The organism is Ignavibacteriota bacterium (assembly GCA_016218045.1).
Lineage (GTDB): Bacteria > Bacteroidota > Ignavibacteria > SZUA-365 > SZUA-365 > JACRFB01.
The window spans coordinates 36,858-62,916 of record JACRFB010000031.1; the positions used below are offsets into that span (position 1 = coordinate 36,858).

At 62.3% G+C, this 26,059-nt stretch carries 14 protein-coding genes; 6 read left to right on the forward strand and 8 right to left on the reverse strand.

The genetic code is table 11. From position 1 onward, the window contains the following. The first annotated feature begins 210 nt into the window (after nucleotides 1-210). The 4 genes from HY962_08470 to HY962_08485 all read left to right on the forward strand — a co-directional run bounded on the left by HY962_08470 (nucleotide 211) and on the right by HY962_08485 (nucleotide 11,835). Nucleotides 211-5,307 (forward strand): T9SS type A sorting domain-containing protein, encoded by a 5,097-nt coding sequence (locus tag HY962_08470; GenBank protein MBI5646955.1) that lies wholly within the window; start codon nucleotides 211-213, stop codon nucleotides 5,305-5,307. 13 nt (nucleotides 5,308-5,320) lie between these two features. Further along, nucleotides 5,321-6,427, forward strand: coding sequence for a hypothetical protein (locus tag HY962_08475; protein MBI5646956.1), 1,107 nt, complete (start codon nucleotides 5,321-5,323; stop codon nucleotides 6,425-6,427). A 62-nt stretch (nucleotides 6,428-6,489) separates the two neighbouring features. Then, on the forward strand, nucleotides 6,490-9,336 hold the full coding sequence (locus HY962_08480; protein ID MBI5646957.1) for a carboxypeptidase regulatory-like domain-containing protein: 2,847 nt from the start codon (nucleotides 6,490-6,492) through the stop codon (nucleotides 9,334-9,336). 243 nt (nucleotides 9,337-9,579) lie between these two features. Further along, a complete protein-coding gene (locus HY962_08485; GenBank protein ID MBI5646958.1) occupies nucleotides 9,580-11,835 on the forward strand; it encodes a T9SS type A sorting domain-containing protein in 2,256 nt (751 codons plus the stop codon). A gap of 135 nt (nucleotides 11,836-11,970) precedes the next feature. Here the strand turns inward: HY962_08485 and HY962_08490 are convergent, their stop codons facing one another. The 3 genes from HY962_08490 to HY962_08500 are packed head-to-tail and all read right to left on the reverse strand — an operon-like array spanning nucleotide 11,971 to nucleotide 15,543. Continuing rightward, nucleotides 11,971-12,813: a hypothetical protein gene (locus tag HY962_08490; protein ID MBI5646959.1), complete on the reverse strand. Its 843-nt coding sequence runs from the start codon at nucleotides 12,811-12,813 to the stop codon at nucleotides 11,971-11,973. A gap of 20 nt (nucleotides 12,814-12,833) precedes the next feature. Then, nucleotides 12,834-14,141, reverse strand: coding sequence for a hypothetical protein (locus HY962_08495; protein MBI5646960.1), 1,308 nt, complete (start codon nucleotides 14,139-14,141; stop codon nucleotides 12,834-12,836). 46 nt (nucleotides 14,142-14,187) lie between these two features. Beyond that, a complete protein-coding gene (locus HY962_08500) occupies nucleotides 14,188-15,543 on the reverse strand; it encodes a hypothetical protein (GenBank protein ID MBI5646961.1) in 1,356 nt (451 codons plus the stop codon). A gap of 151 nt (nucleotides 15,544-15,694) precedes the next feature. Here HY962_08500 and HY962_08505 point away from each other — a divergent pair, with 151 nt between their 5' ends. Both HY962_08505 and HY962_08510 read left to right on the forward strand, forming a co-directional pair. After that, nucleotides 15,695-17,587 carry a potassium transporter TrkA gene (locus HY962_08505; GenBank protein ID MBI5646962.1) on the forward strand — a complete coding sequence of 631 codons (1,893 nt, stop codon included), beginning with the start codon at nucleotides 15,695-15,697 and terminating at the stop codon, nucleotides 17,585-17,587. A gap of 386 nt (nucleotides 17,588-17,973) precedes the next feature. Continuing rightward, complete coding sequence (locus tag HY962_08510; protein ID MBI5646963.1) at nucleotides 17,974-19,098, forward strand: hypothetical protein; 1,125 nt, start codon at nucleotides 17,974-17,976, stop codon at nucleotides 19,096-19,098. A gap of 57 nt (nucleotides 19,099-19,155) precedes the next feature. Here the strand turns inward: HY962_08510 and purD are convergent, their stop codons facing one another. The 5 genes from purD to HY962_08535 all read right to left on the reverse strand — a co-directional run bounded on the left by purD (nucleotide 19,156) and on the right by HY962_08535 (nucleotide 25,994). Next, nucleotides 19,156-20,439, reverse strand: a complete 1,284-nt coding sequence (gene purD, locus HY962_08515; protein ID MBI5646964.1) for a phosphoribosylamine--glycine ligase — start codon at nucleotides 20,437-20,439, stop codon at nucleotides 19,156-19,158. A gap of 315 nt (nucleotides 20,440-20,754) precedes the next feature. Further along, complete coding sequence (locus HY962_08520) at nucleotides 20,755-22,062, reverse strand: glycosyltransferase (GenBank protein MBI5646965.1); 1,308 nt, start codon at nucleotides 22,060-22,062, stop codon at nucleotides 20,755-20,757. Nucleotides 22,063-22,065: 3 nt separating this feature from the next. After that, complete coding sequence (locus tag HY962_08525) at nucleotides 22,066-23,103, reverse strand: aminopeptidase P family protein (protein ID MBI5646966.1); 1,038 nt, start codon at nucleotides 23,101-23,103, stop codon at nucleotides 22,066-22,068. Between the two features lie 209 nt (nucleotides 23,104-23,312). After that, nucleotides 23,313-24,788 (reverse strand): IMP dehydrogenase, encoded by a 1,476-nt coding sequence (gene guaB / locus HY962_08530; GenBank protein MBI5646967.1) that lies wholly within the window; start codon nucleotides 24,786-24,788, stop codon nucleotides 23,313-23,315. A 33-nt stretch (nucleotides 24,789-24,821) separates the two neighbouring features. Next, entirely contained in the window at nucleotides 24,822-25,994 is a 1,173-nt protein-coding gene (locus tag HY962_08535) for an acyl-CoA dehydrogenase family protein (GenBank protein MBI5646968.1), read from the reverse strand. Nucleotides 25,995-26,059: the final 65 nt, after the last annotated feature.

The window sequence follows — 26,059 nt, forward strand, 5'->3', positions numbered from 1 at the left end:
AAGGGGGAGGGGGGAAGAAAAAACTGTACACGTATGCAGTTGACTTCCGCTGGAGTCTGTAGTAGTTTTCATGTGCAATATCCCAATACGCACTTACCACGTACCCGATGCCATGAGTTACCATGGCCCCGGTGTGCGCGCACGGACCTCATCCGCGGAGTTACTCTCTTCACTCGTGTCACTATCCATCATTTTCAAAGCGAGGCAAGTATGAGACACCGGTTCCGATTCGTCCTGCTACTTCTGGCGTGTATCACCGCAGGCGCGGTGGCGCAGGACGCCATTCCGTCACCGCAGTTCGTGCCGCCCGACCGGCTCACGAACGGAGAAACCGCGTACTACCGCGACATGGCGGTTATCGAAACTTCGTGCAGCGACTGGGCCGAGGTCCGGGCGCTCTGGACCTCCTTAACGGAGAAAGGGGCCTTAATCTCCGTTATCGCGTCGCCGCAGCGCTGGCTCGGCTGGGTGCCGCCCGCGGCGCGCCCCATCGTCGGCGCCGCAACCGTTCCGACGGCCACCGGCCATGTCGGCGTGCGGAACATCTCGTATTCCAGTCTCGAACACCGGAAGAACAATCCGGGACCCATCCTCTCCGCTGCCTCCGACGATGACGCCGCCGAGGCGGTGGTCGAGTATCTCGACTTCATCAAACGCACAAAAACCACGGAAGAGCTGCAGCGCATCGAAGACCGCGCGCTCGAACTCGAACATCTTGCCGGCACAATCGAACAGCCGGACTGCGTCGATGCCAAACCTGTGCCGCAGGGCGTCATCGTCAAGCGCGGCGATGCCACGCAGGGCGGACCCGCCCCCGAAATCGCGCGGCGTTCACGTCCTGTCGGACTCATCGTCCACAGCAGTTTTTTCCTCGAGAGCCAGTCGGGCTCCGGATCATGGAACTGGGACAACACGGTGTACAATCGCTACCGTTCCTTCTACCTCGACGGCTTGACGTACTGGACGGGCCTCGCGGCGAAGTACGGTCAGACGGCTTCCCACATCTGGCTCAATTACTCCCCGTCGTCGTGGGTCACCCAGATCAACGGCGAGCCCGTCACCGTGGGCGAAAACGGCTTTGTTCCCGTGGTGGTGAACCGCCTGTACCCGCCGTCCCCCTGGGATATCATCGACGGTTCTCTACCGCTGAGCTGGGTGGGAAACAGCGGCCTCGAACAGCGCCACGCCTGGGGCTGGTATTACAACAACAAACGCCGCGCGGCATACAGCGCCGACCAGTCCATTTTCGGATGTATCGCGTGGAAGGGAACGCCCAATGAAGGCATATGGCCGCACGCCGTCAACGTCAACTGGGGCAACGGCGACATCGAGGGCATCTACTTCGCGATGGATGTGCGCTACTGGCAGGCCGGACTCGATCCCTACGCCGCGCCCGACAGGAACGTCGTCGCGCACGAGATCGGCCATCTCTGGGGCAGCCCCGACGAATATCGCGACGACAACTGCAGTTGGTCGTATCGCGGCGCGGCGAACATAAACTGTCAGACCGAGCGCTCGGCCTCCTCGCTGGGTCGCCCGGGATTAAACGTGTTCGGCTTCGACGCAATGATGGTGGGCAACTTCCTGCTCGGCACAAGCAGCGTGCAGCCGGTGCATACAGGGCTGTTGAACGCGGCCAACGCGACACCGCTGCGCTGCATCACCACGCAGCCCGCCAACGGCCAGTTCACGATCAAGGCCTGCGATCTCTCGTCGTATGGCAAGGCGACACGCAGTTTCTCGAAACCCATGTGTTTCCCGCTCGAGTATGACCACTGCAACAAATTATCAGTGCCGCTCACGCGCAACATCTCGGGCGCGACCTGGTACTTCGATTATTGGGAAGTGAAACGTCAGAACGGCGCCACGACCAACATCGACTGGTACGCCAACGAGCTGCCCTCGAACGCGTACTCGTCCTCCAAAGCCAATCCCGTCACCGACATCAAGGCGGTGTACACCAACAGTCCGCCCGACATTTTCACCGCCAATTCCACCGTGCAGGCATGGCTCGCCCCCGCATCCACATCCGCGGCCGGTTCGCTCGCGCTTGCGGTGCGCTGGCGCAGCAAGTACAACATGAATGACGCGCAGACCAAGGTCGAATGGGAGCGCAGCGCCGGAACATGGGTGGAAGTGACTCCGACGTTCGGGCCTTTCCCGGTGAATGTCAATCAGTGGACGGGTGTTCACATCACGCAGTTGCCGGGTGTAAGCGGCAACATCGCAGTGGCGGCGAACACGCAGTACCGCTTCCGCATCGTGGGCATCTTCAACACCGTGCGCGGCACCGTGTCGAACATCGCCGAGATACGCACGCGCCCCTCGTCGCCGGCCGACACCGCCTACTGCAACGACGCGTACGAACCCAATTCGCTTGCGTCGCCGCGCATGCTGACAAGTTCCGGACCGGGCATGACGCCGTACACGATCGAAGCCGCCTGCCCGTTGAGCCCGTATCCCGCGGAGTTCACCTGGTTCGTTCCGAAGAACGATTACTACCGGCTGACGGCCATCAACCTCAGCGGAATGTCGTTCGGCGAGAAGGTGTTGCTGACGCTGAAGGTCAGTCCCGGCTCCGATTTCCGTCCGAAGTTCCGCGCGAAGCGCGCCGGAGAGGCCACGTACATCAACGCGACCTACGCGGGCGGCGACCGCTACCGCATAGCGCTCATCAATGACGGCGAGTACATCCTCAGTGTCGAGCCCGAAATCTCGAGCTACATCAGCAATCGCTTCGTCGAACCGTCGGACGGGCATTTCGGCTTCGGCGAATACAGTCTCAGCGTCGAGCGCGTCGAGAATGTGCCGCCGCTTGTGAGCGTGTGTCCCGAGTGTATCAAGCTGCATGTGACACGTCCCTTCCCGGGCATCCTCATTTCGAAGATCCCCGGTGACGCGTTCGACAAGGGACTCGACCGCCGCACGCCGCTCCTGCAGGACATCCACTTCATTCCGCCTCCGGGATTCATCTTCGACGGCTGGGATCTGCCGAAGCCGGAAATTCTCGAGGACCAGTCAAAGAACCCGACCAAGATCGTGATCGGACCGAACACGCCCGCGGGCGAGTACGAGATCGGTGCGAAATTGCGGCCGGTTCCGCAGGACCGGGCCGAACTGTCGATCATCTATCCGCAGGGCCCGGAAGGTCCGCTCGAAGACCGCACCACGCATCCCATCGGGACCGTCGTGAATGTGCAGGCAAATTCATCCATAAAGTACCAGTTTATCGGATGGAGCCACGACACGGTCGCGACCACCAATCCGCTTCCCGTGACGATGTGGCGCAACAAGCGGCTCATCGCGTTGTGGCGCGAGAAGCCCTGCCAGCCCGAGCAGATGGTGCCCTGGCAGCATCGTATTTCCTTCACAAACGCGCGGCAGGGCAACGTCCTGCTCGAGTACGGCATGAACGCCACGGCCGGCGACGGGCTCGAGGCGGGCCAGATCGATCTGCCGCCGTTCCCGCCCGCGGGCACCTTCGACATCCGCTGGATCAACATTGGCGGCTCGCAGGGCAGCACCACCGATCTCCGCGCCCTGGCGCAGAGCTTCACCTATCTCGGCCGTGTGCAGACAGGCGCCGGCACGGCTCCCGTGAGCATGACCTGGGGTCTGCCGCCAGCACCGCCCAACGCAACGTTTATGCTGTATGTGCAGGGTGAAGCGACGCCGTTCGACATGCGCAGCACGACGAGCTACACCTTTGCCGCGGAAGGAACCTACCAGATACGTATCGAGGTGAAGATCCCGTCGTGTCCGCCGCGGACAAAGGATCCCGAGGTGGTGGTTGTGCCGCAGCGCAACGATCCCAAGGGTTTCCCCTGCACCGAGTTGGGCTTCCAGTTCCGCGACCGCAAGACCAACGTGCTGTATCCGCTGTACAATCCCTTCCAGTTCCTGTTCTACGAAAAGGGAACGGGCGACGAAGTGAAGCCGGTGCGTTTCAGCGAGATCTCGCAGCTTCCCGACTTGACGCTGTTCCGTCTCTGCATGGATCCGGCTCCGACCGATCCCGAGCGCGAAATCATCATCGTGAACGACGAGCAGGATGAGGAGTCGAAAGACGAGACCATCCGCGTGAAGATCCCGATCCCGACGCCTCCGGGCACCGGCAATCCCACACGGTTCGTGCAGCAGCACAGCCGCGAATGGGAGCTGGTCTCGCTGCCGCTCGACGTCAAAACTCCGGATACGGACGTCCTTTTCTCGGATCCGATGACACGCCTCTACGGCTTCAACACCGCAACGCCGGGTTATGAAGCCGCCGCGGCGATGACCTTCGGCGACGGCTACTGGCTGAAGACGATGGACCCGTCCACAACCTACTATGGTTTCGAGAAGCTGCTGTTCGAATGGAATACGCTCAGCGGTATCGGTGAGACGGGCGCGAACGGATGGAATCTCATCGGCTCGCTCTCGAAACCGATGTCCGTCGCAAGCATCACGCAGACGCCCGCGGGCAGCATGCGCTCAATTTTCGGGTACAATCCGGCAACCGGCTACGTCGTTCCCTCGAACATAGAGCCGGGCAAGGGGTATTGGGTGCGCATGGATCGCGGCGGCAAGCTGAAAATGCAGACCAGTCTCACCGGTCCGGGCGGACCGTCCGCGTACAGCAAAGCCGTGGCCTCGCTCAACGTCACCGGACGTCTTTCCGCCAGCACCGACGACGGACGCAGGCGCGATCTCGTGGTGACCAGCAGCGTGATGAACGCACAGACCCTCAACGATCTGCAGTTGCCGATGCTGCCGCCCGACGGAAACTTCGACGCGCGCACCGAATACGGCACGCTGTTCCTCTCGCCGGGCATGACGGGCATTGACCTGCGCGCCAATGGTGCTGTGACGCTTGCGTTCGAACCGTTGGTACCGGTCGCGGCGGGATACGAACTCGTCGACGACAAGGGCGCCGTGCTTGCGACATTCAACGGCACGACTCCCGCGTCAGCGACGATCCGTGTCGACGGCGTCACGCGAGTCTTCCTCAAGATCGCCATCGCCGCCGAAGGCGCCTTTGCCCTCGAGCAGAACTTCCCGAATCCCTTCGCTCCAACGAGCGACGGTGCGACGACACTCACCGTGTCGCTTTCCCGTCCGTCCAACACACGGGTTGCCGTGTACGACATGATGGGCCGCGAAGTGCGGGTGCTGCTCGATCAGGATCTTCCGGCCGGTGTGAAACACGTGCGCTGGGACGGCAGGGACGCGAGCGGATCGTTCGCGGCGCCCGGTTCGTACCTCGTGCGTCTGCAGTCGGTTGAAGGCACGTTGACGCGCACCATGTTACTTACCAAGACACGCTAAGGAGGACACATCCATGAAACGCATCGTTTATTCCCTGCTTCTCGGCGCATGCGCGATACTGGCGACGTCCGGCCTAGCGCGTGCGCAGGAGCTGCGCGGCGCGCAGCTCGAGATCACCGTCTCGAATCTGCTCGGACGCACCGAGGTGCTGACCCTCGGCATCCTCGAGGGCGCGACAACGGGTTTGGATCAGTCCCTGGGCGAGTCGGAGCTTCCTCCGCCTCCGCCCCAGGAGGTCTTCGACGCCCGTGTCGCAAGCACGCCCGGCAAATCCAATCTGGGCACGGGTTCGCTTCGCGACTTCCGTCCGGTCACCGCCGCGCTGCTCTATACCGAGACCTACGTTATCGCCTTTCAGGGCGGTCTCGGCGCTACGAAGGTGAAACTCGAGTGGCAGAATCCATTGCCCGGTCGAGTCACAAAGATCACCGTCGACGGCGTGGATCTGACCAACAAATCCGAGACCGAGTTCTCCTTCCCCACGGGGCAGGTGACCGTGGTTCTTTCCTTCGACAATTCCCCGCTGTCATTCACGGCGAATCCGTCACCGCTGGTTTTCGACGCGAACAACCGCGATCCGCTGCCTGTGAAATCGCTCGAGATCATCCCCGCGGGTGACACGCGCGCACAGTGGCAGTTGACGAGTGATGTGGACTGGCTCGAGATCGAACCCGCCTCCGGCGAGGGGCGGCAAACCGTGTCCGTCGCCATCCGCACGGGGCTGCTGCCCGCGGGCGCGTACAATGGCACAATCCTCGTACGCTCCTTCGTCTATCCCGCACGGGCGGATGTACCGGTGCGCCTCAACTTCACAGTCGGGGCCGACGCGCCGCCGCTGCCCGACGGCATGTCGCTGTCGCAGAACTTTCCGAATCCGGGGAGGGGACTGACCGCCATCGAGGCGGGCATCTCGTCGCAAGTGCCGTCGTCCGAAACACCCACGTTTGTGATCCGCGATCTCGCGGGCCGCGACGTGCTCGATTTGAGCGCGCGGCTTCGCAGGGAGGGCGGCGCACAGACTGTCGTGTTCGACGCCTCGGCGCTTCCTGCAGGCACGTACACATACACGCTCAGGCATGGCGCGCATGAAATCTCGCGCACCATGGTCATCGTGAAATAATTCCACCGGTTGGGACCGGCGCATCATGGCGCCGGTCCCGCCTTATTCCATGCGGTACTGACATGAAACACATACCGATATACCTCGCCCTGTGTGTTGTGCTCTCGATTCACGGCCGCGCGCAGTATTCGCTGGTCAATCAGGCGATGACGCTCACGGGCTCCGGGTACGTATCCGTTCCGTATGCGGGCGCGTTCAACGCCGATCTGAACCAGACGGGAATGTTGAGCATCGATGCGTGGGTGAATCCGACAGTGTTGTCCGGATATCAGACCATCGTCGGCAACGACTACGTGACAGGCTACTATCTAGGCATCACGCCAAGCGGGCAGGTGCGCTTTTATCCGCGCGGCGGGACGTTGTACGACAGTCCGGGCACCATCGCGGCGAACACCTGGACACATGTGGGTGTGTCGTTCAACGCGCGGAAGGGCGATGTACGCGTGTATATCAACGGCGTGCTGAACGGCAGCACCACCATCGCGTCCGGCAGCGTCGGGTACGTCACCTCGGGCGACCTGCGCATCGGGGCCGACAGGCAGTCGGGTTCACCCGCGTATTATTTCACCGGTCGCATCGACGAGGTGCGGATCTGGAATGCCGAGATTAGTTTTTCGAGCGCGGCGGGCCTGCTATACAAGGTGCCGCACGCCGTGTACAACGGACTGCATGGAGCCGACCTCGCCGCGGGCTGGCGCTTGAACGGCACTGCCGACGGCGTCGACGGACAGTACGGCGGTTCCGCTTCCGGCTCGGGCGTCTCCTTCTCGGGCGCCTCGCTGCCGCCGCATTACACACGCATCGGCGCGCTGCTCACGAATGTGCAGCCCATCACCGCCGCGGGGACGCAGGACTATTTCACCATCCCGCACGATGCATCGGTGTCGCTGCTGCAAAATTACACTCTCGAGTGCTGGGTGAAACCCTCGTCCACAAACGGCAGCACGTCGTATCAGACCTTCATCTCGAAGAGTTCGATCTACATGAATCAATGGACGTACTGGCTGGGGCTCAACAAATCCACCGGCAAAGTGCGCTTTGTGCCGAACGGCGATTTTGCCGACGGGCTTGAATCGTCTCCGACTCTGACAACCGGCGTGTGGACACATGTGGCTGCGCGCTACACGGTGTCGGGAAACAGCCGCATCGCGCAGATCTTCATCAATGGGGCGCCCGCGGGCAGCAAGTCGTATTCGCGCAACGCGACGGCCAACCAACTGCCCGTGCTGATAGGTCGCAGCGACGCCTCCGCCATGCCGGGCAACGGCTACGGCTACTCGGGCGTCATCGACGAGGTGCGCCTCTGGAACACCGCGCGCAGCGACGACGAGATCGCGAACAATCACCGCCTCGAGCTGAGCGGATCCGTCGCGGGCCTCGTCGCGTCGTATCATTTTGACGGCGACGTGCTCGATGCCTCCGGCACGGGAAACAACGGGTTCCATACTCTCGCGCCGTCCTCGATCGCCTATTTCCTCGACGCCTCGGATCTGCCCCCGCGTCCGACGATCACGGTCATCGCGGCGAACGGCGGCGAGACATGGACCATCGGCAGCACGCGCACGATACAGTGGAGCGCGTCGAATCTTTCGAAGGTGAAGATCGAACTCTCGCGCGACAATGGCGCGACCTATGCCGAAGTGCTCACGCCGTCGGTGAACGCGTCGCCCGGTTCACTGAACTGGGTGGTGACCGGACCCGAGACCGACAATGCACGGATCCGTGTCACAACCACGACGTCCACCAGCGTGGCCGACGAGAGCAACACATCCTTCCGCATCATACAACCGCCGCCGGTGCTGCTGGTCTCGCCCTCGTCGCTGGTGTTCGCCGCGCCGCAGGCGGGTGCAGCGCCCCCGCCGCAAAAGCTGTACATAAGCAACACGGGTGGAGGCACGCTCACCTGGTCGGCCGACGTCGGCATCACGCCATGGATCGCGGTGAGCCCCACAGCAGGATCCTCGAACACCGATTCGTTGGAGGTGACAATCACCGACACGAATCTGCCCGAGGGATCATACAATGCGACCATCACGTTTGGAGGCAACGCCTCCAACATCCCCGTGTCTGTTCCGGTCACGTACCGTGTCACAAAGAAGCAGATCGTCTCCATTTCCGGCCGTGTGCTGTCGCCCGCGGGCGCTCCGCTGGCGGGTGTGGAAATTGGCGTGTTCGGCTCGATCAGCGCCTCGAGCAGCACCGACGGCACGGGTTTCTACATTGTGCCGGGTCTGCCCGCGGATTCGTACAATGTGATTCCGTCGAGTCCCTTCTACGATTTTGCGCCGCCGACACGCAGCTATCCCTCGCTGACCGGCGACGTGACCGACGCGAACTTCACCGCCACTGCGAAACGCGGCAAGGTGATGCTGCGCTGGCGCGAGGGGTGGAACCTGATCTCCTTCCCCGTAATCCCGGATATTACGGACCTCAAACTCCTCCTTCCCGCCTGCGAACTGCCCGCGTACCTGTACTCGGCCGCGAAGGGATACGAGGAAACGAGCACCGTGCAGTTCGGCAGAATGGAGATGTGGCTCAAGTTCAAGGGCAGTGACAGTGCCGAAGTACAGGGCCTGCTTCTCCCCGCGGTGCAGAAGATCGTGTCGGCGGCCGACGGTGGGTGGCATCTGATCGGCGTGCCGAGCGGACCCGTCGATGTGAGCGCCATGACACAGTCGCCATCGGGTATCATCGGCCAGATGTACGAGTACGATCCGTGGCTTGGGTACATTCCGCCCGTCGGTGGCGTGCTGCGTCCGGGCCGCGCCTACTTCATGCGCGCGATGGGTGACGGCAGCGTGCGTGTCGCCGCGCTCCGGCTCTTCTCGCCCTGGGTGCCGCTCCCGACGCTGCGGTACCCGAGCGCCGACGTGCTCCGCGACTATCCGCCCGCGCCCCCGCGCGAGTGAAAGAGACCGCGGCGCCGTGAGGCGCGAGCGGAAGCGGCTTTTTCGTGTCGACGAGCGGGCGGAGGAAACTCCGCCCGCTCTTGCTTTGTATTGATCCGTGCATGATATTCAGACAAGCAACCTCTCAATTATGGCATTACCACCGCGCGTCGTGCGCGGGGACCGAAGATCCGCACCGTACGAAGCGGACCTGAACTCGTCGGTCCGTGGTTCGCTCATCCCCACACAATCATCGAGGGCTTCATGACATACAAACGTATCCTCTTTTCCGTATTGCTCGCCGTCACGCTGCTGGGTTTGACCCCGGTTGCGCAGGCGACCCACTTCCGCGGCGGAACGCTCACCTGGCAGCAGGCGGGTGGCAACAAGATCCGCTTCACGTTCAACGTGGCGTACCGGCGGTCGTTTCCGCTGTGGTCCTCCGTGATGCCCGGCGGCACGTTCAGCGACGCCGGCGACCGTTTCTACTTCGGCGACGGCGCGAATGTGGGACTCACGTTCACCGCCACCGCCGTCGACCTGCCCAACGACATCGTGTTCGGCACGGCCGTCATCGAGCACATCTATCCGTCCACGGGGAATTTCATCGCGTACTTCACCGACTGTTGCCGCATCAGCACGCTGCGCGACGGCAACAACGACGCCAATTACCGCATGGAGACGAAGGTCAACGTGGGGTCGCCGTTTAACAACAGTCCGCTCATCTCCGCGCCCGGCATCGTGAACCTCGCCGTGGGACAGACGGCCGCCACGTTCAGTGTGGCCGCCACGGACCCCGACGGCAACGCCGTCTCGTACCGTCTCGCAACCACAATCGAATCGGGACTCCCGACCGTCAGTCCCGTGGGACTGAGTCTCAACGGCAGCACCGGGCAGATCACGTTCAACACCGTCGGTACGACGGTGGGATGGACCTATGCGCTCGTGGTGGTTGCGGAGGACGGCACCTCGAAGGTGATGGCCGACTTCCTCATCCGCATCGTCGGGCCGTCGGCGTCGCCCGCGTTCATCGCGCCCACACCGACCGCGGGTGCCATCTTCACCGTCACTCCGCCGGGCAACACCGTGAACTTCACCGTGGCGGCGAGTGATCCCGACGCGGGAAGCGTGGTGTCGCTGCTGCCCTCGTCGCTCCCGCTCGGCGCAACGTTCACGCCGACGCTGTCGGGCGGTTCCACCGCATCGAGCGACTTCTCGTGGACTCCGTCGCTCGGGCAGCCGGGCACGTATCTCCTCACCTTCGTCGCGCGCGACAACGTGGGTGTGCAGGTGCAGCGCAGCTTCCAGGTCAACGTGCTGTGCCCGCTCAGCGTGACCCTCGCCGGTACCACGCCCGTCACCTGCCCCGGCGGCTCAGACGGCGCCATCGACGTGACGGTGACGAACGCCACGGCACCCGTGACGTACACGTGGACGGGACCGGGCGGGTACGCCTCGTCGTCGCTCGACATCAGCGGCCTCGCCGCCGGCACCTACGACCTCACCGTACGCGACGCGAACGCCTGCGTCGGCACGCTGCAGGTGGTGGTCGTGCAGGACGACGCGGTCGATCCGCAGATCACCGCACCGTCCGATGTGACCGTGTCGACGGATGCGGACCTGTGCACAACCGCGGGCGTCAACGTGGTGCTCGGCACGCCGGCAACGTCCGACAACTGCACGGTGTCAACCGTGACAAACGACGCACCCTCCAGTTTCCCGATCGGTGCGACGATTGTGACATGGACCGTGACGGATCAGGACGGCAACGATGCCACCGCCACGCAGACCGTGACGGTCGAGGACAATCAGACGCCGGTCATCACTCCCGCGTCCGCGGCGACGATGTGGCCGCCGAATCATGCGTACGTGAGCTTCTCCGTGGCCGACATGATAACCTCGATCGGCGACAACTGCGCCACACTCGGCGCGGGTGATGCCGTAATCACATCCGCGTGGAGTGACGAAGCCGAGGATGCACAGGGTGGCGGCGACGGCAACACCGTCGACGACATCGTGATCGCGGCCGACTGCAAGTCGCTGCAGCTCCGCCGCGAAAGGCAGGGCGGTGGCAACGGCCGTGTGTATACCGTGAATCTCGCCGTGTCCGACGGCGCCGGCAACACCGGCACCGCGCAGTACCAGGTGAAGGTGCCGCACAACAACAACGGCACCGCCACGGACGACGGTCAGAACTACACGGAGAATTCCACGTGTGCAATCAGCAAGGCAGGCCGCGGCATCGCGGAGCTTCCCGCCGGCTACGCGCTCGAGCAGAACTATCCGAATCCGTTTAATCCGACCACGACGATCAGCTTCAGCATTCCGGCCGACAATGCCGTGCGCCTCGCGGTGTACGACATGTATGGCAGGGAAGTAGCCGTTGCAGCCGAAGGAACCTTCACCGCGGGCATGCACCGCGTAACTTTCGATGCGTCGGCCCTGCCGAGCGGCTCGTACATCTACGCGCTGCAGGCGGGATCCGTGCTCGTGCAGAAGACGATGCAGCTCGTGAAATAACATCAGTCAGTGTCACACAGCGGCGGGCCGTCCTCCGGGATGGTCCGCCGTGTGTATTTTGGATGCACTTTCACCGAAAAACGTGACAAGCGGAGATGTGTCAGGAGGAGCGAGGACCTAGGATCAAGGAGTGCATCACCACATACCCGCGATCCGCATGCCGATATGCAGCGTGCTGAAATTCATGGTGTGCGGCGGCAGAAGGATTTCGGTGTCCGTTTCGACGGCTGAGGATGTTGTGACACGACCACCCGCCACCTCGAGGTCCGGCATCCAGCGGAACACAACTCCGAGGCCGATCAGCAGTGTACGCGTGATGCGCCACTCCGCTACCCCCAGGAGAAGGAGCCCGGTTTGCGGTGCGGTGTATGAATACCCTGATGTGGTCGAACTGTACCACCAGCGATCACCAGATCCGGGAGTGTCACCAAAATCCACCGAGACGTCCGTGACACCGGCACCCACGCCGAATGTGAATCGCACGATCTTGGATCCCTGCGGGCGAGGCCATGGTTCGGCCGTGACCAGTGCGTAGTACCCCATGCTGGAGTGCCGTACACGCAGGCTCACCTGTCTCCTCTGATGATTGTATCCGGAGGCATCAACGTACGGTTCCGAGCCGATGAACCGGCCGTGTGTGGCAAGTGCGGCCCCGAAGCCCCAATGCGACACACCCGTCCACTCCGCAGTGAGCAAAATTCCGCCGCCAGGAGTCACATTGCGGTAGCCGCTGAAGGTGTCTCCTCTACTCGGCCGCACATCGAAGTACATCGTACCCGTGAAAAAATCCTGATACGCGCCGCTGGCCGACATCACGCCCGCACCGTAGAAAACCCCGGCACGGAAAATCGTCCGCGCCGTGTCATCTCCCGTCGCGGAGAGCATCGCGGGTGATAACAGGCCCGCGACGAGCAGGAGATATCCCGCGACAGAATTGCGCGATCCTCCGCGTGGCGAAGGGTGAGGCGGTATGTTCATCAAGTCGCTTCTCCCATGCATCAGAAATAATACGAGAAATTGAAGAACGGCATCCATGCGATGTCATCATCGGGCGATGAGAGAATGCCGATGTCGCCGGACGTCCGATGGCCGAAGAAACGGAATCCGAGAACCATGGGCACGTGTCCCCTTCCCGGTATGTATCCCAGATCAGCCATGACCTTCAGTCCCTCGCTCAGTCGGAGCTGTCCGCACAGGCCGAGCAGCTCGCTCCCTCTCCCGTCCTTGCCGAGCGTCGCATACGAACCGATCATACTGAGATTTACATCGGCGTCTCCCGTAGTCATAACGACGAACGGCAGCAGAGGTATGGCATCCTGGCCGCCGATAGCTGTCAACCCCGAGGCGCCCAAGGCGAAGGCGAATCCATCCGAGGGATCGACGAGTTGCGCCTTGAATCCGAAGTGCAGAACAAGGCCCTCACTGAAAAGTCCCGGTACGAGAAAGGTACCCGTCGTGAGCGTGACCTGATCCGACACGCCGATTCCGACAGAGGTGAGACAGAATTCATCGAATGCGAGATAGGTCGTACCCGACCTGACCGTGTATGCTGTTGGGAGCAGGAAACCCCGGAAACTGCTTGGATCGCCGTACCCGTATTCAGATCCCTTCGAGGCGGGGAAAACACGCGCGGCCGTGTCGCGGGACACCGCCCGCGCGGGAAGAGGAATATCGTCGGTGTCGTCGCTTTGCACAGCGAGGATTTCCGAGACAGGTGTTTTCACGATGCCGACACCTTGGACAACCACCGTCCATGTCGCGGAATCGATGACTGACACGCGTCCTTTCAACACGCTCCCGTTGCGCAGGCGCACCAATACCGTTTTGGACGAGTCCGCGCTGGCATGTGACAGGGCGTTGGCGCCGATGGGTGTGCCCAGTGCGAGCGGCGTCATCGCGCGCAGCCGGCCGACATCGATGCCGAGTTCCGCCGCGGACACGGACGTCCCGAGTTGCAGCGCCGCCGCTGTACCGCCCATGGTGTGCGTGCCCGCGACGAGGGCGTCGTGGTTCGTGATACGTTCAGCGATCTGTCGCAGCACCTGCTCGCGATATTCGATAAGCGTGTCGCGTCGGCCGTCGCTTCGCTCGATCTTTCCGTAGCACCGCCCGCCATGCATGAAGAAGAGTCCGGATTGAAAATCCGGAATCGAGCGAAACAACACGTACTTGTCGCGTTCAGCGCGCTCGAGCACCTGTCCCACCATCGGACTCAGGATTATGACGCGAACGCTGTCCTGCGCACGGGCGATCAGCGGAAGGATTACCGCACACACGACACAAATGGCTATGCGGAACGGGCTCATGCAGTGGCCTTCTTCTCAACAGTGGCGGCTAGGCAATGCCCAGCGCTCAGAAGAAAATCGTGAAGTTCGCGAAGGGAATGCCCGTGCCGATGTCGAAATTTCCTTCACCGACAAGAAACATGAGACCGACATCCCCCGACATACGCGCACCAAAAAAGCGCACGCCGATTAAACCCGGCACCACATCTGCTCCGGGCACATACGCCGCGTCGAACATCAGTTTGACTCCGGGCCCCACACGCGTCTGGCCTGAGACTCCCAGAAGTGTGCCGGTGTCGCCATCCTCGCCGAGAATGGTCGTCATGCCCCCGACCATGCTGATATTCGCGTCGTAGTTGCCGGTGGTCACGACGATATACGGGAGCAATGGCAGGCCTGATTCACTGCCTATTGAAGTCAAGCCCGCCAGACCCATCGACATGGCGGTGCCGCCGCCGCCGAATAATTGCGCCTTGAGGTTGAAATGGAGAATCAGCCCGGATTCGTCGAACATCTCGAAGAGTGTAAGGAAGGTGCCCCCGCTCATCATGAAGCCGTTTGCAACGCCGCCGCCCACGGTCCCGATAACGATCATGTCGTCGCTGAAATACCATTCGCCGCGCGGCACGGTGTACGCCGTGGGCAGAACAAAACCGCGAAACGAACTTGGATCGGAGAAACGGAATGGCGATCCCTCCTGAGCGGGCAGCACTGCCACCGCGTCGTCTTTTTCCGGCGCGGGGGTTTCTGTTCCGGTCGCAGCACCAAGATTCACGGAGAGCACTTCGGCGACGGGGACGGTCATCACCCCGAGTCCATCGGCATCAATACGTAACGTGGTCGAATCGAGCGAGAGCACGCGGCCTTTGATCACACTCCCGCTGCGCAGAAACACATTGGCTCTTTGTGACGAAACATCCGTCGCGGGAGCCGCGGCGGGAAGATCTGTCCCATGACCGGCAACCGGAAGATCGGTGGCGGGAGGCAGCACGAGGACGAGTGGTGTCACGGCCTTGAGCCGGGCCTTGTCCACACCGAGCGCGGTGAGAGGTACGGTTTCGCCCTGAAGCAGCACTGCCGGCTTCGAGCCCATCGTGTAGCGTCCGGCCGACAGCAGGTCGTGGTTGTCGATCCTTTCCGCCATCTGGAGCAGCGCGCGTTCACGATACTCGATGAGTGTGTCACGTGCCGCCTCGCCCGCGCGCAGACCGACGGCAGCATAATACCTGCCGCTGTGCGAGAAGAATGTCGCGGACTGGAAGTCGGGCAAACTCCGGAACAGGCCGTACATATCGCGTTCTGCCCGGTCGATATCCGTTCCCACACGCGGGCTGATTATCACGATGCGCGCGCTGTCCTGCGCGTGCATCACGGCCGGGAGCAACACGGCCAGAACCGCCAGAATCAAACTGTACCTCTGCATGCCTCGCTCCTCCATGGTGCCCGGAATCGGTGCAGCAAAAAGGTAGCGGTTTCCGGGAAGAGGCGCAATGAGGAATAGAGAAGCGTGTGAGGACCGTTCCACGGTACGAAACGATTTTTGTACATTGCCGCGATCCATCAACGGGACGTCCATGGCTTCTCTTTCGCAACGATTCAAATACCGGTTCGACAATTTTATGGCCCGCGGCACGGGGGCGCTCATCGGCGGACTCGGCGCGCTCGCGCTCATGCTGCTGCTCCTCGTTGTCGGTGCGCTCTGGCTGCTCGGCGCGGTCCCGCAGGACGCGGGCGGACACTCGCTGTGGGGCATGACCTGGCTCACCTTCATGCGCATGATCGACACGGGCGCGATCAGCGGCGACAGCGGCACGGCGCTGTATGTGGCCCTGATGTTCCTCGCAACTCTCGGCGGCATCTTTCTCATGAGCACACTCATCGGTGTGCTGAACAGCGGCATAGAGGCGCGTCTCGCAACGCTGCGGCGCGGCCGTTCGCGCGTGCTCGAGCAGAATCACACGGTCATACTCGGCTGGTCGCCCATGGTGCACGCGATCATCTCCGAGCTGGTCATCGCCAATGCCAACCGTCCGCGCGCCTGCATCGCCATTCTTGCGGACCGCGATAAAGTGGAGATGGAGGAGGAGATCCGCGAGAAAATCCCCGACACACGCGGCACACGCATCGTATGCCGTTCGGGTGATGCGATCGACCTCGACGATCTCGAGATCGTGAATCCGCGCGAAGCGCGCGCCATCGTGATACTGGCGCCGGATTCCGGGAATCCCGACGCGCAGGTGATCAAGATGATTCTTGCCCTCACGAACAATCCGCGCCGCAAGGAGGGGAAATATCACATCGTGGCCGAGATACACGACGAGCGGAACCTCGAGGTGGCAGCTCTTGTCGGCAGGGACGAAGTGGAGCTGGTGCTGGCCGACGATCTGATCTCGAAGATCACCGCGCAGACTTGCCGGCAGTCGGGCCTCTCGGTGGTGTACAACGAGCTGCTCGATTTCGACGGCTGCGAGATATACACACGCGCCTGTCCGGAACTTGCCGGACGCAGCTACGCCGAGGTGGTGATGGCCTACGACACCTCCGCGGTGATCGGGATTCTGCGTGCGGGACGCGACGTGTATGTGAATCCTCCCGCTGACACTCCGTTTGCCGCCGACGATCACGTCATCGCCATCACCGAAGACGACGACACGCTTGTGCGCGCCGCGGCGGCGCCGCAGGTGGACGAGGCGGCGATGGTGTGGTCCGCCGCCGAGGTACCCCTGCGAGAAACGACACTGATGCTCGGGTGGAACAGGCGCGGTCCGCGCATTCTGCGCGAGCTTGATCGATACGTGGGCATGGGATCCGAGATGATTGTCGTCTCCTCGCTGGCAGGCACGGAGGATGAACTCGAGCAGACCATCGAAACGCTGAAGAACACCACCACACGTTTCATCCACGCCGACACGACCTTGCGCGCCACGCTCGACACGCTCGACTGCGCGCGATTCGACCACATCATCCTGTTGAGCTATGCGGAGGCCTATCCCGCGCAGGAGGCCGATGCGCGCACGCTGATGACGCTGCTGCATCTGCGCGACATCGCCGACCGTTCCGGCCGGTCCTTCAGCATCGTGAGCGAGATGCTCGACTCGCGCAACCGCGCATTGGCCGATGTGACACGCGCCGACGACTTCATCGTGAGCAATCTCATCGACAGCCGGCTGCTCGCGCAGATCGCCGAGAACAAACATCTTGCGTCCGTGTTCCGCGAAATCTTCGATGCCGACGGCTCGGAGATCTACATCAAACCCGCGGAGCAGTACATCCGCCCCGGCACGGCCGTCACATTTGCCACCGTCGTCGCCTCCGCCTTGCGCCGTGGTGAAACCGCCATCGGCTACCGCCTCCGCGCTCACGCCTCCGACCCGTCACGCGCCTACGGTGTTTTGATCAATCCCACTAAATCGCATCCGATTACCCTGAATGCGGGCGACCGCGTGATTGTACTCGCCGAGAATTGACGCGGACAGCGGGAGAGCGGGACAGCGGGAGAGCGGGACAGCGGGAGAGCGGGACAGCGGGAGAGCGGGACAGCGGGAGAGCGGGACAGCGGGACAGCGGGAGAGCGGGAGAGCGGGACAGCGGGAGAGCGGGACAGCGGGAGAGCGGGACAGCGGGACAGCGGGAGAGCGGGACAGCGGGAGAGCGGGACAGCGGGAGAGCGGGACAGCGGGAGAGCGGGACAGCGGGAGAGTGATTATCTTGTCGTTTGTCACGTGTTACGTGTCACCTGTTACGTGTCACCTGTTACGTGTCACTTGTTACTTGTCACTTGTTACTTGTAACGCGAAATGTAAAAGGTCGATATATGTGGAATCCAAGATTATATACTTTTGTTGTGCTGTGTGTGAGTTGGATATTGCTTGCCGGGACGGTGATGGGGCAGCAGCGCGAGCGTGTGTACGGGAAGAACAGGGTGTTGCACTCGAATGCCTGGTACGTGGAGCAGATGCGGTTGTGGCGTGAATACGCGGAAGCGAATCCGACCGATGCAGACGCGTGGCTTAATCTGTACCGTGCAAGCCGCAACGCGTACATCGTCGGTGAGGAAACCGACTCGTTGAATACGAAGGGCGCGAATCGTTTCGCGCGACTCGGCGCCATCGTGCGTTTGATGGAACGGCACGTGCCCGCATCCTGGCAGTATCATTACGCGATGTGGTTGAACGGGAACGGCAATCCTGCACGCGCGCCGTATCTCGAATACGCGGCGACACACGCCCGGGGAACGGCTGAACCGCAGCTCAGTCTGGCATATCTCCGCGAGCGATTGGGCGCGTACGCATCGCGTGACTCGGCGCTCGCCGCGTATTACCGGAGCGGCGAATTCTCGTCCGGGCTGCTCACCTACGCATATAATATGCTGGTGTCGATGGAGCCCGATGCTCTCGTCTTCACAGAAGGCGACAAGGACACCGACGGCATGTTGATTCTGCAGGGAAGCCGCGCGTTACGCCGCGATATACGGGTGCTCAATGTCAATCTGCTGCTCGAGGCGGCGTACCGTGACCGAGTCTTCGCGGAGCTTGGCATCGATCCGCTTCCGTTTGATCCGAGGGCTGATGATGCCTCCTTCGCCCGGTACAAGGCGTCGGTCGTTCGTCACGTCGCGGCGAACCGCGGTGAGCGTCCGGTGTATGTGGCGGTGTCGGTTTCCGATGAGTATCGCGAGGCCATCGCGGGAAAACTCGGTTGCGTCGGCCTGGTCTATCGCTTCAGCGAGACGCCCCTCGATCATACCGCCGCACTCAAAAGGAATGTGGAACAGCACTTCCTTCTCGACGAACTGCGGGAGTATTTGCCGTACGACATCTCTCTCGGCAATCTCCGCGAATTCAATCTGAACTACCTCCCCGCTTTCGACATGCTCATCGGACACTACCGGGCAAGCGGCGACACCACACGCGCGGCGCGACTCTCCGATCTCACGCAACGCATCCGCGCGGACGCGCAAACGTTACATAACGAGTGACAATCCTCTCCATCATCACATCGTCATTCCAGCGTCCCCACTCCCCGTCGCTCGGCCTTACAGCAGAGCTTTCCGTCCGATATCGGTGCGATAGTACGCACCGTCGAAGCGGATGCGCGCGACGGCGGAGTAGGCGAGTGTAATGGTGTCGCGCAGGTCGCGGCCGGGTCCGAGGGCGGTGACGCCGAGCACGCGGCCGCCGGCGGTGACGACGCCGTCACTGCCGAGTTTTGTGCCGGAATGGAAGACCAGGACGCCTTCGGCGTCGGGATCGATACTCTCGAGACCCGAGATACGCCTGCCTGTGTCATACGCGTCGGGATAGCCGCTCGCCGCCATCACCACACACACGGCATTGGCGTCGTGCAACGCGATGCGGTTGCGCTGCAGGTCGCCGCGCGCTATGTCGTCGAGCAGGCGCACGAGGTCCTCGTCGATGAGCGGCAGCACCACCTGCGTTTCCGGGTCGCCGAAGCGGCAGTTGAATTCGAGCACCTTGGGCCCTTCGTCGGTGAGCATGATACCCACAAACAGGACGCCTGTGAATGGTACACCGTCGGCTTTCATGCCGTCGATCACGGGTTTGATGATGCGTATTTTTATGTCAGCCAGTACCTCGGTGGGGACAAACGGGGTCGGGGCGTAGGCGCCCATACCGCCGGTGTTTTTTCCCATGTCGTTGTCGAGGATGCGCTTGTGATCCTGCGCGGGTGCAAGTGTGACAAAACGGTTGCCGTCGGTGAGCGCAAAGACCGAGGCCTCGACACCCTCGAGAAATTCCTCGATGACCAGCGTGCGGCCCGCATCGCCAAAGGCCGCGCCGCTCAGCATCGCGTCCGCTTCGAGTCCTGCTTCGTCGTATCCTCGCGCAATCACCACGCCCTTGCCGGCCGCGAGGCCGCTCGCCTTCAGCACCACCGGATACGCGGCATCGCGGAGAAAGGCGCGCGCCTCGTCCTGCTCGCCTTCATGGAACACCTTGTAGGCCGCGGTCGGAATGTGATGCCTCCGCATGAAGTCCTTCGCGAAGGCCTTGCTCGTCTCGAGCTGCGCGGCCGCGCGTGTCGGTCCGAAAATTCTGAGCCCCTCGGCGCGGAAGGCATCGACGATGCCCTCGGCAAGAGGTGCTTCAGGACCCACCACGGTCAGGTCGATCCCGTGGTTCTTCGCCCAGACCAGCAGGCCCTGCACATCGGTCGCCGCGATCGGAACGTTCTCCGCCACCTGCGCCGTGCCGGCATTCCCTGGCGCGCAATACAGTGCCGGCGTGGATGGACTCTTGCTCAATTTCCAGCAGATCGCGTGTTCGCGGCCGCCGCTGCCGATGACGAGGATTTTCATGGTGGAAGTCGATAATGCGGAGAACAATGGCATGGTGGATGGGGAGGTAGAAAGTAAAAGGTAGAAAGTAGAAGGTAGAAAGTCGAATGTGATTACGTGGAACGTGAAATATGCTTCGTGCGCAATAGTCGGTGAACGATGAAGAAAAAACCTCCTGGCCTCCGTGCCTCCCTGTTGCTTTTCTCCGGCACTCCTATCGCTCGGTTACTCCTGTGTGTATTTTTTCTTGCGATCCCTCGGTCTTCGAGCCGCGAAGGAACGGCCGAAGGCCGTCATATAAGTCTCCGCTTCCTCCGTTCCTCCTGTGTGTTTTTTTCATGGGATAACCTGATCCTCGTGCAGGACGTTGGCGAAGATTTTTGCGAGTTCGCCGGTGAGGTGGCGGCGGTCGAATTGTGCGAGGAATGAGTCCGCGGGCGCGGGCAGTGAGTGTGCGCGCCAGCGGGCGTGCAGCGTTTCGAGATGCGCGGTCATGGCCTGGACGTCGGTTGGTTCCGAGAGGAAGGCCACACCCGATTTTTCGAGCGTGCGGCGGGCCTCGCCCTCGGGCACGCTTGCGAGAATGGGTTTGCGCGCCGCGAGGTATTCGTAGAGTTTACCTGTGGACGCAACATCCATGCCGCGCGACGATCCGATGGTCAGCCACAACACGTCGGCCGAGCGTGTCAGCCGCACACAGTCGCTGTGCGGAAGATAGCCCAGCATGTGCACGCAGTCGTCGAGTTTCATGGCCGCGATTTTGCGGCGGTCCTCCTCGCGCGGGGTTCCGGCGAAAGAGACCATCACCTGTCCGCGCGCGCGCGGCGCGCGTTCGAAAAACCGCGACAGCGCCTCGAGAAAACTGTCGGGTCTGCGGTCGATGTAAAAGGTGCCGGTGTAGACGATGTGCATGCGGGTGGGGTCGGCGGAGACGACGGATCCCTCGAAGTCGGCGGGGTCGAATCCCTGCGGCAGTATGGTGACGTCGTTGTGCGACAGCAGGCGCGAACTTCCGAGCGTGAGTTCCTTCATGCGCCGGTTGATCGTCACGATATGATGCGCGTAACGCAGCACGCTCATTTCCATGCGGTGATGGAGGAAGCGGTGCAGCGGCGTCGGGTACGAGTGCAGCGGATTCTCGAGCCAGGGATCCCGGTAATCGAGCACAAGGGGCAGCCCGAGCTGCTTGCGCGCGTCGCGCGCGATGAGGAAACCGGTGAAGGGCGGCGCCGTCGCGAAGATCAGGTCGAAGGGATTCCGCTCGTGCGCCGCGCGCGCCGCGCGCAAGGCATGCCTGCGCCATCCGATCTTGTTGTCGGGCACGAGGAAAAAACTGCCGAGCTTTACCGCCGCGCCGTAAGAACGGCCCGAGGGCATCTGCACCACCTTCTTCTTGCGGAAAAGGTGCAGGGGATCGAGAGACGGCGTGCGCAGAATCTCGACGGGAAGCCCGTCGAGTTCGGCGAGCAGACCCTCGTCGCGCGCGAAGTACCCGCGGTCCTCGACGGTGAGAACTGTCGGTTCCCAGCCGAAGGAGGGCAGGTACTTGACAAACTTGAGCGTGCGCTGCACACCGCTGAGACCCAGAGGCGGGAAGTAATAGGCGATGACGAGCACGCGCCGCCTGCGTGTTTCGTTTCCCATCGTTTACAACTCGATGAGCGCGCGTGGCGCCTGTGTAAGCAGTTCGCCGCCGTCCGGTGCAAGCAGCACGTCGTCTTCGATGCGCACGCCGCCTTTGCCGGGTATGTACACACCCGGTTCGACAGTGAAGACCATGCCGGTTTCGAGTGTGCCGGGCGAGAGGCGGCTCAAGCGCGGAAGTTCATGTACCTCGAGTCCGAGACCATGTCCGAGTGCGTGTGAAAAGTATTCGCCGTATCCCCGCGTATCGAGCACGGTCCGCGCGGCCGCGTCCACATCCCGCGTGTCGACGCCCGCCTGCGCCGCGTCGATGGCGGCACGCTGCGCGTCGAGCACGGCCGCATGCATGCGCCGCATCGCTGGCCGCGCGCGGCCCACGGATATCGTGCGCGTGATGTCGCTCGCGTAGCCGCGCACCACACAGCCGAAATCCAACAGCAGAGGATCGCCCGCGCGCAGCGCGCGATCGGAGGGCTGGCCGTGTACAAGAGCGGAGCGCGGACCCGACACTACGATCGGTTCGAAGGCATCACGCTCGGCGCCGTGCAGACGCAGACGGTACGATATTTCGGCGGCAATCTCGCGCTCTCGCATGCCCGGACGCAGCCAATCGAGCAGCGACACAAACACGTCGTCGGCGATGCCAGCCGCCGCGCGTATGGCCGCGACTTCGTCGTCGGATTTGATGGAGCGAAGCCGGTCGGGCATGCCCGACATATCCACAAACGATGCGCCCGCAAAAAGACTGCGCATGTGACGGTACTGTTGATGGGTTACCCGTGCGTACTCGAGTCCGATACGGGCGGGGGGTGTGCCGCGCAGACTGCGGCGCAGTGCCTCCGTCAGCAGCCCGTCGGCGGGCACGAGGATGCGCCACCCCGACACTTCATCGCGCACCTGCGTGGCATACCGCGAATCCGTCGCCAGCACGCCGCCGCGCGGTGTCACATAGAGCAGGGCGTTCGATCCGGTAAAGCCGGTCAGATGCCGTATGCTCGGAAGATGGTGCAGGAGCAGCACATCGAGCTTGCGCGCACGCATAGAAACGCGCAGACGTTGCAGGCGCTCCGCACAGACTGTGGAAAACTGTGGATAACCTGTGCGAGTTTGTGGATAAGTGCGGCTTCTCATTTCTCGGAGTCGGGAAAACCCATTATTCGGCGCGTTTTCGCCGATTTTAAACTGAAAATGATGCTAGCCGCAATGGGACACTCCACGGAAGCGGTGCGGGACTTGTGGATAACCTGGCATCAGCGCCGCGAACCGACCTGATAATTCGGAGATTCCTTGGTGATAAAGACGTCGTGCGGGTGGCTTTCTTTGAGTCCCGCCGCGGTAATACGCATGAATTCGGTGTCGGATTTGAGTGCCGCGATGGTGGAGACGCCGCAATACCCCATTGCAGCCCGCAGGCCGCCGATCATCTGGTACACGGTGTCTTCGAGGTTGCCGCGGTACGACACCATTCCTTCGATGCCTTCGGGCACGAGTTTCTTGATGTCCTCTTCGACGTCCTGGAAGTAGCGGTCCTTGCTGCCTTCCTTCATGGCGCCGAGCGAGCCCATGCCGCGGTACATTTTGTAGGTACGACCTTCGTACAGGACCTTCTCGCCCGGACTCTCCTCGAGTCCCGCAAAGAGCGAACCGATCATCACACTGTCCGCGCCCGCCGCGATGGCTTTCGCGATATCGCCCGTCACCTTGATGCCTCCGTCGGCGATGACGGGGATGTTGTACTTGGCTGCCATGGCCGCGCAATCCATGATCGCCGTCACCTGCGGTACGCCGACGCCGGTGACGACGCGGGTGGTGCAGATGCTGCCCGGACCGATACCCACTTTGACACCGTCCGCGCCCGCCTTGATCAGGTCTTCGGTGGCATGGGCCGTGCCCACGTTGCCCGCGATGATGTCGACGTCGGGATATTTTTTCCGCAGGCGTTTGAGCATGTCCACCACGCCCTTCGAATGTCCGTGCGCGGTGTCGATGAACAGGACGTCCACATGCGATTCCACCAGTGCGGCCGCGCGTTCGAGCGTGTTCGCCGCGATGCCGAGCGCCGCGCCCACCCGCAGGCGGCCAAGGTTATCCTTGCACGCGTTCGGGTGGTGCTTCTTTTTCATGATGTCCTTGAAGGTGATCAGTCCGCGCAGTTTTCCCTTCTTGTCAACGACGGGCAGTTTCTCGATGCGGTGCGCCTGCAGGATGCTCTCGGCCTTCTCGAGCGTGGTGCCGAGCGGCGCGGTGACGAGATTGTCCACCGTCATGATGTCGGCGATGAGAATCTCCTGATTCGGCTCGAAGCGCAGGTCGCGGTTTGTGAGGATGCCGATGAGACTGCCCTCGTGATCGACGATGGGGATGCCCGAGATGCTGTAGCGGTCCATGATGTCGAGCGCATCCTTCACCGTTTTATCGGGCGTGAGGGTGATGGGCCGGACGATCATGCCGCTCTCCGACCGCTTCACCTTGTCGACTTCCACTGCCTGCTTTTCGATCGACATGTTTTTATGCAGGATGCCGATGCCGCCTTCGCGCGCGAGCGCGACAGCCATTTCGCTTTCCGTCACCGTGTCCATCGCCGCGCTGAGCAGGGGGATGTTGAGCGAGATGCGGGCCGTGAGGCGCGAGACGACGCTCACTTCGCGCGGCAGCACGGCGGACTTCTGCGGAATGAGCAGCACGTCGTCGAAGGTCAGTCCGGTGCGAATCTCTTTTTTCTTCATAACGTGTCAATCCTTCTGGCGAGTGAGCGTGGATCAGGTAAAGGCGGCGATGCCGGTGATTTCCTGGCCGAGTATCAGGGTGTGTATGTCGTGCGTCCCCTCGTAGGTTTTCACCGATTCGAGATTGTTCATGTGGCGCATCACGGGGTACTCGTCGACGATGCCGTTGGCGCCGAGAATGTCGCGTGCCATGCGCGCGATGGTGAGGGCGATGTCGACATTGTTGCGTTTGGCGAGCGACACCTGCGCAAAGGTCATCGTGCCCGCGTCCTTCATTCGCCCGAGCTGCAGGCAGAGAAGCTGCGCCTTGGTGATTTCGGTGAGCATGTACGCGAGTTTTTCCTGCACAAGCTGGAACGACGCGATGGGCCGGGAAAATTGGGTGCGAGTCAGCGCGTACGAGCGCGCGGCGTGGAAACACGCCATGGCTGCTCCCACGGCTCCCCACGCGATGCCGTAGCGGGCCTGTGTCAGGCAGGCGAGGGGCGCGCGCAGTCCGCGCGCGTCGGGCAATCTGTTCTCCGCGGGGATGCGGCAGTTCTGGAAGACGAGTTCGGAGGTGACCGAGGCGCGGAGCGAATGTTTGCCCTTCATCTCGGGCGCGGTGAAACCGGGCGTCCCTTTTTCGACAAGGAAGCCATGCACCTCGCCGTCGAGTTTCGCCCAGACGAGGGCGACGTCGGCGACGCTGCCGTTGGTGATCCACATCTTTGCGCCGTCGAGCACGAAGCTGTCGCCGTCACGTCTCGCGCGCGTGGTCATGGAGCCCGGATCGGATCCGTGGTCGGGTTCCGTGAGTCCGAAGCAGCCGATCGCGTCCGTGCGCGCGAGGCGCGGCAGCCAGCGGCAACGCTGCTCCTCGCTGCCGAAGCGGAAGATCGGGTACATCACCAGACTGCTCTGCACCGACGCGAAACTTCGCAGGGCGCTGTCGCCGCGCTCCAGTTCCTGCATCATGAGTCCGTACACCACGTTGTTCGACGCCGCGCAGCCGTAGCGTTCGGGAAGCGTGGCGCCCAACACTCCCAGATTTCCGAGCGACGGCAGCAGTTCCGCCGGGAAACGGCAGTTCCGGTTCGCGTCTTCGATGACGGGCAAAAGTTCGGCGCTCACCCAGGCGCGCACCGTGTTCCGCGCCAGAATTTCCTCCTCGCCCAGCAGTGTGTCGAGGTTGTAGAAATCCACTCCGGAAAACGTGTCGGTCATGTTGGCACTGTCGATGCGAGGGGGGGCGCGAGCGAATAGTACAGCAACTTATCGTTCACGGCCCG

Coding starts and splice junctions, on each gene's coding strand:
- HY962_08470 (MBI5646955.1), top strand. CDS start 211: ATGAGACACCGGTTCCGATTCGTCCTGCTACTTCTGGCGTGTATCACC.
- HY962_08475 (MBI5646956.1), top strand. CDS start 5,321: ATGAAACGCATCGTTTATTCCCTGCTTCTCGGCGCATGCGCGATACTG.
- HY962_08480 (MBI5646957.1), top strand. CDS start 6,490: ATGAAACACATACCGATATACCTCGCCCTGTGTGTTGTGCTCTCGATT.
- HY962_08485 (MBI5646958.1), top strand. CDS start 9,580: ATGACATACAAACGTATCCTCTTTTCCGTATTGCTCGCCGTCACGCTG.
- HY962_08490 (MBI5646959.1), bottom strand. CDS start 12,813: ATGAACATACCGCCTCACCCTTCGCCACGCGGAGGATCGCGCAATTCT.
- HY962_08495 (MBI5646960.1), bottom strand. CDS start 14,141: ATGAGCCCGTTCCGCATAGCCATTTGTGTCGTGTGTGCGGTAATCCTT.
- HY962_08500 (MBI5646961.1), bottom strand. CDS start 15,543: ATGCAGAGGTACAGTTTGATTCTGGCGGTTCTGGCCGTGTTGCTCCCG.
- HY962_08505 (MBI5646962.1), top strand. CDS start 15,695: ATGGCTTCTCTTTCGCAACGATTCAAATACCGGTTCGACAATTTTATG.
- purD (MBI5646964.1), bottom strand. CDS start 20,439: ATGAAAATCCTCGTCATCGGCAGCGGCGGCCGCGAACACGCGATCTGC.
- HY962_08520 (MBI5646965.1), bottom strand. CDS start 22,062: ATGGGAAACGAAACACGCAGGCGGCGCGTGCTCGTCATCGCCTATTAC.
- HY962_08525 (MBI5646966.1), bottom strand. CDS start 23,103: ATGCGTGCGCGCAAGCTCGATGTGCTGCTCCTGCACCATCTTCCGAGC.
- guaB (MBI5646967.1), bottom strand. CDS start 24,788: ATGAAGAAAAAAGAGATTCGCACCGGACTGACCTTCGACGACGTGCTG.
- HY962_08535 (MBI5646968.1), bottom strand. CDS start 25,994: ATGACCGACACGTTTTCCGGAGTGGATTTCTACAACCTCGACACACTG.